This window comes from Alphaproteobacteria bacterium (assembly GCA_025210155.1).
Classification (GTDB): domain Bacteria; phylum Pseudomonadota; class Alphaproteobacteria; order Rs-D84; family CASDRH01; genus JAOASE01.
In genome coordinates this window covers 19,181-28,477 of the sequence record JAOASE010000005.1, presented here as the reverse complement: position 1 = coordinate 28,477, position 9,297 = coordinate 19,181, and the positions used below count along the sequence as shown (strand labels likewise).

Below are 9,297 nucleotides of genomic sequence, written 5' to 3'. Positions count from 1 at the left end.
TGATAGAGATGCTAGGGGTTCTAGGCATCATGGCAGTAATTACAGTGCTAGCAATAACAGCATATAAAATGGCGTATAAAAATTCTAAAATGAATGTCATAAAAAGCGATATTTCTTCTATAGCACAAAAAATAAGAAAAAGTTATGTAAATACAGGGTATACCGAGACAGGTACTTATTTAGGTACGGATAGAACTTTCGACAACATGTTTGTTGATACAGGATTATTTAAGAGTAGTGTAACTCCATTTGGAGGTGCTTATACAATAGAGGCGACTAGTAAAGACTTATATGAGATCGGAATGGGTCCTATGCCAGATGGAGATTGTAAATATGTTACTTCAGATAACTCTTTCTTAAAGAAAATTCCAGAGGCAAAAGTAGCTTGCACAGGGGAAAGTGGCGTTATTTATTATGCGGGTCTTAATGTAAATCAGGATGGAACATCAACTAATGAAGGATCTTCCGGAGGGGATGATACGCCTTCAAATGAAAATCCTTATCCCAAACCTAAAATGACAGACGAAATAGCAGATTATATGTCCTCTCACGACGAATGGGATGCTCGTCAAGATTGTATATGGGAAAAAAGTGAGGTAGCATGCTCAGCTTATTTATTAACAGAAGATCTCGGTATATCTCACTTACATGACGGTTGCAATTCATCTCCATATCACAAAAAGGAATTTTGTATGGCTGCAATAAATCATCCAGGTACATCAGGAACATTAAATATGAGTGCTTGCCGAGCTAGTGGAGAAGATGAAGCTATTTGTAAAAAATATTTTGATGAGATTGAATCAGAGGATGCTCCAATTAACTTATTAACAAGTGCCTGTACATATCCTATCAGCAATAGTAATAATGCCTGTGATAGAGTGCTAGATAGGCAAGCTGAAGTTAGAACCCATGATCTAGTAAGACCTTGTAGTAGAGGAAATTATAGGCAGGATGAATTTTGCGATGCACTTCTTCCTAAAATAGATGAATTAGATGAGATGGATTTAGAATATTTATGTATGACAGGAGAATATCATCAGGGTGAATTTTGTAGGGCTTATGAAGAAAAAAGTGGTAATAAGCCATGTACTAGTCCATTTGGCTGCCCTTAAAATATATAAAAATAGGTCCAAATTAGGACCTTTTTTATTTAATTTCTAAATCTTTAACACTTTCCAAAACGGGTGGAAGTTTATAGGTGTTTGAACCGGTATAATCTATATCCATATCTCCAGTTCTGCCATCTTCGTCATATGCTGGTGGCTGATAAGCAGGTTTAACTATTTTCTCATCTTCCGCCCAAGATATATGTTCATCAAAAGTCTCATTATCATTCTCACGAACCTTTAATTTATTATCATCAGAAGCCCATCCTCCCATTCTACCAACTCTAGAATAAGAATCGTTTGAGCTAAAACTTGCGCATATAAAAGCTAAAATAAAAATGAAATTGCTATTAAATTTCACGAAAGACCTCCATCATTTTTAAAAATTTTAACATAATTTACTTGTAATTTCAATAATCTTGACTAAATTAACATTGTTAGATGGTTGAGGAATTGCTGTGAGCTCTTCGGAGCTGTAGAGGAAAGTCCGGACACCAGCAGGAAAGATAGTGGGTAACGCCCATCCGCCGTGAGGCGAGGACTAGTGCCACAGAGACGAGCCTGTTTAGTCAGGAGTGAAACGCGGTAAACTCTATCTGGTGCAATGGCAAATTGTTTGATACAACAGGGCTCCTGCCCCCATCAAAGTGGTAGCCAGCGAAGAGATTTGTAGCAATATAAATCCAAGAGTAATAATTCCATAAAACAGAATCCGGCTTACTGACCGTCTAGCCTAAATAAAGCACCTACCTAAGGTGCTTTTTATTATGATTGCAATTTTTCAATATATTTAGTATTCTGACAATATAGTAAGAAAAGGTATAAAATGTTAATATCAAAAGAAGTTAAAAACGAAATATTAAATTCAATTTCAAACCAAGAATCTTTTATTAAAGGTTCTGTAACTGGTAGAACACCAAATTCTCCATACAAAAAAATAGATATAAAGCCTGTTCTTATAAAAGAAAAATATAGACTTCAATTTGCCATGTATGATGAGAGAAAAGTATATCATAAAAACCTTCAATTAGATGAGGCTCAATCTCAAATAGAGCTATTTATTCAAGAGGGTTTCGCTAACGTTATATTGAAAACAACAGAAGGTGATATTCACTTAATTTGCACTCCTAAAAAAATAAAAATAAAGAAGTCATCAGCAACGATAAAGCAAGCAGCAGATTTATCACATGATAGAGAAAAGAATCACTTTATCTCAAGGGATAAATTTTATCCATTTTTATACAGATTAGGCATTCAAGACAAAGATGGAAAAATAATAAATTCTATGTCTGATAAATTTACTCAACTAAATAAGTTTTTGGAAATAATAGATAATGAAATTAAAAAACAAAATTTTTCAGAATTAACAGTGATAGACTATGGATGTGGAAAAGCATATTTAACATTTGCCCTTTATCATTATCTTACAAGTTTAAAGAAAATAAAAGCAAAAGTAATCGGTGTTGATTTTAATAAAGAGTTGGTCAATTTCTCGAATGAAACTGCAAAGAAAGTAGGGTTCAACAATTTATCATTTAAATATTCTACAATAGCTGAATTCCAACAAAAGGGAGAATCTCCTGATATAGTTCTAAGTCTTCATGCTTGCAATACAGCCACAGATGATATTTTAGCAAAAGCAATTCAAACAGGAACTAAAATGATATTCTCGGCTCCATGCTGCCAACAAGAATTTTTCAAGAAGATTAATCCTTCAGAAAAAGCTTTAAAAGATAGCTTATCTTTCGGTCTAGTAAAAGAAAGAACTTGTGCTCTTCTAACAGACACTTACAGAAGCTTATTACTTCAATCTCATGGTTACAAAACAAGCATGACAGAGTTTATAGATGGAGAACATACTGGTAAAAATATCATGATAACAGCCATCAAAACTAAGGGCGGACAAACTCCTAAAACAGAAAAGAATCTCAATGATTTCAAAGAAGCTTGGGGATTGAAAAATCTATATCTAGATAGCATATTGAAATAAATTGAAAAAAATATTGTTTTAGCAAATTAAAACAACTTGTTTACAATTAAAATATAGCATTTATTTAGGAGGGCAAAATGATGTCGCTAGATAAACAGTATAGAATTGTAACAATTGATTGTGATAGCTATTATATGATAGAAAGATATCCCGACGGATATATTCTACAAAAGTATGCTTCAGATGACTTTTCATCAAGCAGTTTCAAATCTAGACTTCCTAAACATTTTAATGTCTACAAATACACTGGCGACTACCTTTGCAAAACTAAAGAAGAGGTGTTAGATTTCTTCAGCGATAATTACAACATAGAATTAGATATGAGTATATTTAATTAGGCTGTAGAGAATAATTCGGGAGGTGTGATATGAACACCAGAGAAAGAGAAAAAGTAAAGATAATAAATATAGACGCAGGAAACTATTACACTATGTTAGAGTTTCCAGAAGGCTTTATTCTAAAGAGATATTCGTCAGAAATAATCTCCCCCGAAAATAAAAACAGGGATTACCCGAAAGAGTTTAAAGTATTCGAAGTAATAGGTGACGCCTTTTGCGCAGATAAAGAAGATGTGCTAGATTTCTTTAGAACTAATTATAATATAGATCTAAATATGAGCATCTTCGAATAAAATAAATTTGATTATTGGAGAAGTACCATGCCAATAAACAAAGAATACAGAATAGTTACAATCAGTGAAACAACTTATTATATAATAAGGCATTACCTAAGCGGTTATGTACTTGAAAAATACTCAGTAGATAAACTATATCCAAGAAAGCTAAGAAAAGTATATCCAAAACACTTTAACGTATTTAAATGCATAAATGACTATTTATGTGACACCAAGGAAGATGTTTTAGAATTCTTCAAAGACAACTACGAAATAGAGCTAGACATGAGTATATTTGAATAAAGATTTAAAAAGAATTAGAATTAAACTTCCTAGACCATTGTTCTATTTGCTTTTCTGTTATTCGTCTATCTTTTCTCTCTCTTTTTTTAGTTTTTTTCTCTAGCTTAGCTTTAGCGTTCTCCAGATCATTAAATCCATCTATCATTTCTCCCTGCTTATCAATAAACAGTTTATCAAATAAATAGTTTTTATGTCCATCATACATATAGGTAGATTTAGAAAAAAGATCATTGTCAAAATATTCATTATTAACTTTAAGAGGCTTGAACCCATCTTTATTGCTCCATATTTCCTCCCAAGAATATTTATTAATATCGTTCCCATATATATCCTCATTAACCTCCAGAAAATTATGAAATCTATCAAGAATAGATTTTAAATACTCTGTATTTATAGAAAAATCTTTATATTTTGCATATGCATAAACAGGTTCTCGTAAAAATAAGTTTTCATTGTTACTCGATATAGCATCTTCTTTTTTTAATTTTCTAATATATTCCTTATCTAAATTCCAAATATTTTTTCCAACGCCAACCCAGTGATCAGATATTCTAACAACCCCATCTTCTAAATAGTAATATGCAGAGGAGATTTCTTGTCTGAAACCAGGGCAATATTCATCAGATTTATATGATGTATAATCAGGAGCTCCCTTTTCCTTAATTTCTTCGGAGATTTCATCATTTAACATATGAAAATCAGCTTTAGTAATTGAAAAATCCTTTTCAAAATTTCCTGTTCTTCTAAAACTAGTAGGGGTATTTGATAATAGTTCGGAAATTCTTTCTAATAAATAGTCTCCAAAACATGTTTTAAATAATTTTACATATCTATCAGAATTTAATAAGAACATCATTTCTTTTATAGTGTCAGATTCATCTTTTGAATAATAAAATTCATCAATTATATCATATATATCTTTGTTTTTGACCCTATTAACTCGTTCTTGCTTTTTTAAGAATTTTACTTTTTTTAGTTCTTTTTTAGTTTCTTTTCTTTCTTTTCGCTCTTTTATAATTCTTTTTCTATTTCTTTTTTCTTCTTCAATATTCTCTTTCTCAATTTGAGCTAGTCGTTCCTTAAAAGAAGTATTTTTTTCAACTATTTTTTCTTTTGCATCAAGTATAGCGCTTTCCCAATCCATATCGACATCTCCTGAATAGTATTTACGAAATAATAATACTATATTTTTTAAATATTTTCAACCTACATAAATAATAATTTATCCCTAAAAAAAGACCCCTTTTGAATAAAGAGGTCTTTTGAATATTAATAAATAAGTTTTAAATATTTTTCTTATACCAGTCTATAGTTAATTTCAATCCTTTGCTTAAATCATAATCAGGACTGTATTTCAAAAGCTCTCTTGCCTTTGAAATATCAGCATTAGAATGTTTTATATCTCCAGCTCTATCAGGACCATATATTGGATAAATATCTTTTCCCAATAATTCTTTTAATTGATTATAAAGATTTTTAAGAGTTTCTCTTCCTCCGTATGCTATGTTAAAAGCTTCGCCACTTGCTTCATCTCCAGCTAGACAAGCTTTAAGATTAGCTTCTATAACATTTTCAATATATGTAAAATCTCTTGACTGTTCTCCATCACCATTTATCTTTGGAGCTTCATTGTTAATAAGTTTTTTAACGAAAATAGGAATTACAGCTGCGTATGTTGAATGAGGATCTTGTCTTTTCCCAAATACATTAAAATATCTAAGTCCAACAGTTTTAAGACCAAATAAATCAAAGAAATTTTTTGCAAATAATTCATCTACATGTTTAGTAATAGCATAAGGTGATAGAAGTTTTCCTTCAATACCTTCCTTCTTAGGCAATTTAGGTTCATCTCCATAAACTGATGAAGAAGAAGCATAAACGAATTTTTTGATATTGCCATTGTCTTTGGCAGCTATAAGCATATTCAGCGCACCATTTATATTTACCTCAGTAGATGTAGCGGGATCCTCAATAGATCTTGGAACTGATCCCAAAGCAGCCTGATGAAGTATATAATCAACGCCATCACAAGCTTTACGACATGTTTCAATATCTCTTATATCTCCTTCAAGCAATTCAAAGTTTTCATTATTTTTAAAGCTTTCTAGATTTTCTCTTTTCCCAGTTATAAAATTATCTAGAACTCTTACCTTAAATCCTAAATTTAAAATTGCCTCAGTTAGGTTTGACCCAATAAATCCAGCACCACCTGTGACTAAGAATTTAGTACCTTTATCAAATTTAATATCTTTATACGACATATCATCTCCTTATATTTAAATTCATAATATCAAAATGTTTATATATTTTAAAGAAAAATTCTTTTAAATTTAAAACAAAAAAGGATCATTTTTGAAGAAATTATCTTAATTTAAATTAATTGATATTTTTCAAAAAAAAAGAAGTTCAAAATAATATTGAACCTTCTTATAAAATTGGTAGCGGAGGAGGGAAACAAAGTAGAACTGAAAGATTTCGAAGTTTACAGAAATCGCAACAGTTCGTTTACGTGTTACTGCAAGCAAGAACTCTAGTTCGCCAGCGGCAGAATGAGAGTAGATTTCAAGAACAAAGTGAATTGAAATCGTTTAGGACCGGCCTGCAAGCAAGAACTTTAGTTCGCCAGCGGCAGACTTGAACCCATGGGGTTCCTGTTTCTCAAAAAAAAAGAAGTTCAAAACAATATTGAACTTTCTTATAAAATTGGTAGCGGAGGAGGGACTTGAACCCCCGACACGCGGATTATGATTCCGCTGCTCTAACCACCTGAGCTACTCCGCCATATTAATAATGTATTTAGTCTTCACTTCTCAATAATCAAAGCTTCAAACATTAATTGTTCCCATTCATCCTGAACAACTTGCTTGTAATAATACGACTAAAAGCAAAAAAGTCAAGCAATAAAAATAATTTTTTCACCATAAAAAATATAGTTGTAAAAACTTCATCCTTTGATATATTTAATAAGAAGTTATAAAAATATATTCGCAATTATTTATTTGAGATTTAATAATTGTAATTATTCCTTAAATTCGTAAGAAAGGCGATTTTTAATATGATATATGAACACAATTTATCTCCAGTTTTAATAAATATATTTGGCCTACAATTTAAGTACTATTCAGTTGCATATATATTGGGTTTCATTTTCACATATTATTTTATTAAATTTGCCTCTGAAAAACATCCTAAGCTAAATATGAATAAAGAAAAATTAGATAATCTAATTTCAACAGGAATCCTTGCAATAATATTAGGTGGTAGGCTTGGTTATGTGCTATTCTATAACTTAAATTACTTTCTTCATTACCCAGGAAAAATATTCGCAATATGGGAAGGCGGAATGTCATTCCATGGAGCCGTTATAGGTGGATTAGTTGGCTTAGTTTATTTTTGTAAAAAAGAAAAGGTTCCATTACTATCTATGCTTGATTTAGTAGTTGTATCAGCTCCTGTAGGTCTTTTCTTCGGCAGAGTAGCAAACTTTATAAATGGAGAGCTTTGGGGGCGCCCTGTTGAAGGTGGTAGTTGGGGAATTATATTTCCATCTAAAGATATGCTTCCAAGGCATCCTAGTCAATTGTATGAAGCCTTCCTAGAGGGCTTAGTTCTATTTGTTATTTTGATAACTTTATATAGATTAAAAGAGTTAAAGAAAGTTAAAATAAACCCAGGTTTCCTATCGGGAATCGGAATGATAGGTTATTCTCTTTCAAGAATGATTATTGAAAATTTTCGTGAGCCAGATGCTCAAATAGGATTTTTATTTGGCAATATAACAATGGGGCAAACTTTATCTTTTCCCTTGCTAATTCTTGGAGTTTATTTAGTGCTAAGAAAATCGGAAAAATAATTTATTCCATAATAAGAACGTAGGCGCCTTTTGGCATTTTAGATAATTTCTTTTGAGATAGTTCTTCAAGCAAATCTATATCTATTTCACCTTTAGTATCTATCAAAGAAATTTTGTGTTTTAACTTTGCTATTTTAGATTGTTTTTCTTCAACAATTTTTTCTAATCTAACTCTTTCTTTTTCAGATTTATAAAGGTTCTTAAGGCTATGTTTTCCAACGAACAAATGTGCAAAACTAAAAAATATAGAAATCCATAAAACTATAGATCCTAACAGATAGTATTTTGCATTTTCATTTTTATTCATAAATCTCTTCCTCTATAACAAACTTCTTTACTTGAATTTTTAAAAAACATATCATATCATACAACGAAAACATTATAGCAAAAAAAGAGAAAATAATGAAGAAAAAACTTATAGAAAAAATCAATGTAGGCAATATAGAGATAAAGACACCTGTGTTTTTAGCTCCTATGGCAGGTGTAAGTGATAAATCATTCAGAAGAATGGTAAAACATTACTCTCCAGATCTATTAACATTCACAGAAATGGTTTCTTCAAATTCTCAAACTTATTTTGATGGAAATAAAGGTGTTCATAAAAATCCTAGATTGCTAAAAATGTATGAAGAAGTGGAGGGTTGGGAAAGACCTTTAGTAATTCAAATTTTCGGTGGAGATCCAGAATTGTTAGCAGAATCTGCTAAAATAAATGAAAAAAGAGGGGCGGATATTATAGACATAAATATGGGATGCCCAGTTAAAAAAATTGTTAAAAGTAAGGGTGGTTCGGATCTACTTAGAGATCCCGATAAAGTTAGAAGCATTGTTCGTGCAGTTAAAGCTGCTATTTCAATTCCACTTACTGTTAAAATTCGTCTTGGTTGGGATTGGGATAATGTCAATGCTGTAGAAATAGCAAAAATTTGTGAAGAAGAAGGGGCTTCTATGATAACTGTTCATGGAAGAACTCGCTCACAACTATATTCAGGAAAAGCTAATTGGGAAGAGGTTGCTAAAGTTAAGCAAGCAGTAAAAATACCAGTTATAGTTAATGGTGATATAATAGATGAAGAAACTGCAGAAGAGGCTTTAAGAGTTAGTGGGGCTGATGGAATAATGATAGCTAGAGGATCTTATGGAAAGCCATATCTTCTAGGAAATATAGCTCACTACTTAAGCACTGGAGAAAAGATTTCTAATGAATTATCCACTAACGAAAAAAGAGATATGCTAGAAAAGCATCTTTCTCTAATTGTCGAGGAATATGGTGAGCAACAAGGAATTCTCAACTTCAGAAAACATGCTTCTTGGTATTCTAAAGGTGTTAGAAATTCAGCAGAATTCAGAAATGAAATCAATAATGCAAAGAGTAAAGAAGAAGTTCTAAAATTATTAGATAAATTTCTATAAAAACCTTGTTTAGACTCTC

At 31.3% G+C, this 9,297-nt stretch carries 11 protein-coding genes, 1 tRNA gene and 1 other RNA gene; 8 read left to right on the top strand and 5 right to left on the bottom strand.

Going from position 1 to position 9,297, the window contains the following annotated elements; all coding sequences use genetic code 11:
- A partial coding sequence (locus N4A44_01675) for a hypothetical protein (GenBank protein MCT4552353.1) occupies positions 1 to 1,112 on the top strand: 1,112 nt, incomplete at its 5' end.
- 34 nt (positions 1,113 to 1,146) lie between these two features.
- Here N4A44_01675 and N4A44_01670 read toward each other — a convergent pair.
- Positions 1,147 to 1,467 (bottom strand): hypothetical protein, encoded by a 321-nt coding sequence (locus tag N4A44_01670; GenBank protein ID MCT4552352.1) that lies wholly within the window; start codon positions 1,465 to 1,467, stop codon positions 1,147 to 1,149.
- A 76-nt stretch (positions 1,468 to 1,543) separates the two neighbouring features.
- Between N4A44_01670 and rnpB the strand changes: the two genes are divergently transcribed.
- The 5 genes from rnpB (at position 1,544) to N4A44_01645 (ending at position 4,012) form a co-directional block, all read left to right on the top strand.
- Positions 1,544 to 1,842: RNase P RNA component class A (rnpB, locus tag N4A44_01665), an RNA gene on the top strand.
- A gap of 90 nt (positions 1,843 to 1,932) precedes the next feature.
- Complete coding sequence (locus N4A44_01660; GenBank protein MCT4552351.1) at positions 1,933 to 3,096, top strand: SAM-dependent methyltransferase; 1,164 nt, start codon at positions 1,933 to 1,935, stop codon at positions 3,094 to 3,096.
- A gap of 80 nt (positions 3,097 to 3,176) precedes the next feature.
- Positions 3,177 to 3,434 carry a hypothetical protein gene (locus tag N4A44_01655; protein MCT4552350.1) on the top strand — a complete coding sequence of 86 codons (258 nt, stop codon included), beginning with the start codon at positions 3,177 to 3,179 and terminating at the stop codon, positions 3,432 to 3,434.
- A gap of 29 nt (positions 3,435 to 3,463) precedes the next feature.
- On the top strand, positions 3,464 to 3,727 hold the full coding sequence (locus tag N4A44_01650; GenBank protein MCT4552349.1) for a hypothetical protein: 264 nt from the start codon (positions 3,464 to 3,466) through the stop codon (positions 3,725 to 3,727).
- 27 nt (positions 3,728 to 3,754) lie between these two features.
- Complete coding sequence (locus N4A44_01645; protein MCT4552348.1) at positions 3,755 to 4,012, top strand: hypothetical protein; 258 nt, start codon at positions 3,755 to 3,757, stop codon at positions 4,010 to 4,012.
- Between the two features lie 4 nt (positions 4,013 to 4,016).
- On the opposite strand, the gene N4A44_01640 is transcribed toward N4A44_01645, so the two are convergent.
- The 3 genes from N4A44_01640 to N4A44_01630 all read right to left on the bottom strand — a co-directional run bounded on the left by N4A44_01640 (position 4,017) and on the right by N4A44_01630 (position 6,793).
- Positions 4,017 to 5,156 carry a hypothetical protein gene (locus N4A44_01640; GenBank protein ID MCT4552347.1) on the bottom strand — a complete coding sequence of 380 codons (1,140 nt, stop codon included), beginning with the start codon at positions 5,154 to 5,156 and terminating at the stop codon, positions 4,017 to 4,019.
- Between the two features lie 139 nt (positions 5,157 to 5,295).
- Positions 5,296 to 6,273, bottom strand: coding sequence for an SDR family oxidoreductase (locus tag N4A44_01635; GenBank protein MCT4552346.1), 978 nt, complete (start codon positions 6,271 to 6,273; stop codon positions 5,296 to 5,298).
- Positions 6,274 to 6,716: 443 nt separating this feature from the next.
- Positions 6,717 to 6,793, bottom strand: a tRNA-Met gene (locus N4A44_01630).
- A gap of 274 nt (positions 6,794 to 7,067) precedes the next feature.
- Here N4A44_01630 and lgt point away from each other — a divergent pair.
- Positions 7,068 to 7,865 carry a prolipoprotein diacylglyceryl transferase gene (gene lgt / locus N4A44_01625; GenBank protein MCT4552345.1) on the top strand — a complete coding sequence of 266 codons (798 nt, stop codon included), beginning with the start codon at positions 7,068 to 7,070 and terminating at the stop codon, positions 7,863 to 7,865.
- 1 nt (position 7,866) lies between these two features.
- On the opposite strand, the gene N4A44_01620 is transcribed toward lgt, so the two are convergent.
- Positions 7,867 to 8,172, bottom strand: a complete 306-nt coding sequence (locus tag N4A44_01620) for a hypothetical protein (GenBank protein MCT4552344.1) — start codon at positions 8,170 to 8,172, stop codon at positions 7,867 to 7,869.
- Between the two features lie 95 nt (positions 8,173 to 8,267).
- Here N4A44_01620 and dusB point away from each other — a divergent pair, with 95 nt between their 5' ends.
- Entirely contained in the window at positions 8,268 to 9,278 is a 1,011-nt protein-coding gene (dusB, locus tag N4A44_01615; protein ID MCT4552343.1) for a tRNA dihydrouridine synthase DusB, read from the top strand.
- Positions 9,279 to 9,297 lie beyond the last annotated feature (19 nt).

Bases quoted from the DNA above. Each gene is read 5' to 3' on its own strand.
- N4A44_01660 (MCT4552351.1), top strand. From the start codon at position 1,933: ATGTTAATATCAAAAGAAGTTAAAAACGAAATATTAAATTCAATTTCA.
- N4A44_01655 (MCT4552350.1), top strand. From the start codon at position 3,177: ATGTCGCTAGATAAACAGTATAGAATTGTAACAATTGATTGTGATAGC.
- N4A44_01650 (MCT4552349.1), top strand. From the start codon at position 3,464: ATGAACACCAGAGAAAGAGAAAAAGTAAAGATAATAAATATAGACGCA.
- N4A44_01645 (MCT4552348.1), top strand. From the start codon at position 3,755: ATGCCAATAAACAAAGAATACAGAATAGTTACAATCAGTGAAACAACT.
- N4A44_01640 (MCT4552347.1), bottom strand. From the start codon at position 5,156: ATGGATTGGGAAAGCGCTATACTTGATGCAAAAGAAAAAATAGTTGAA.
- N4A44_01635 (MCT4552346.1), bottom strand. From the start codon at position 6,273: ATGTCGTATAAAGATATTAAATTTGATAAAGGTACTAAATTCTTAGTC.
- lgt (MCT4552345.1), top strand. From the start codon at position 7,068: ATGATATATGAACACAATTTATCTCCAGTTTTAATAAATATATTTGGC.
- N4A44_01620 (MCT4552344.1), bottom strand. From the start codon at position 8,172: ATGAATAAAAATGAAAATGCAAAATACTATCTGTTAGGATCTATAGTT.
- dusB (MCT4552343.1), top strand. From the start codon at position 8,268: ATGAAGAAAAAACTTATAGAAAAAATCAATGTAGGCAATATAGAGATA.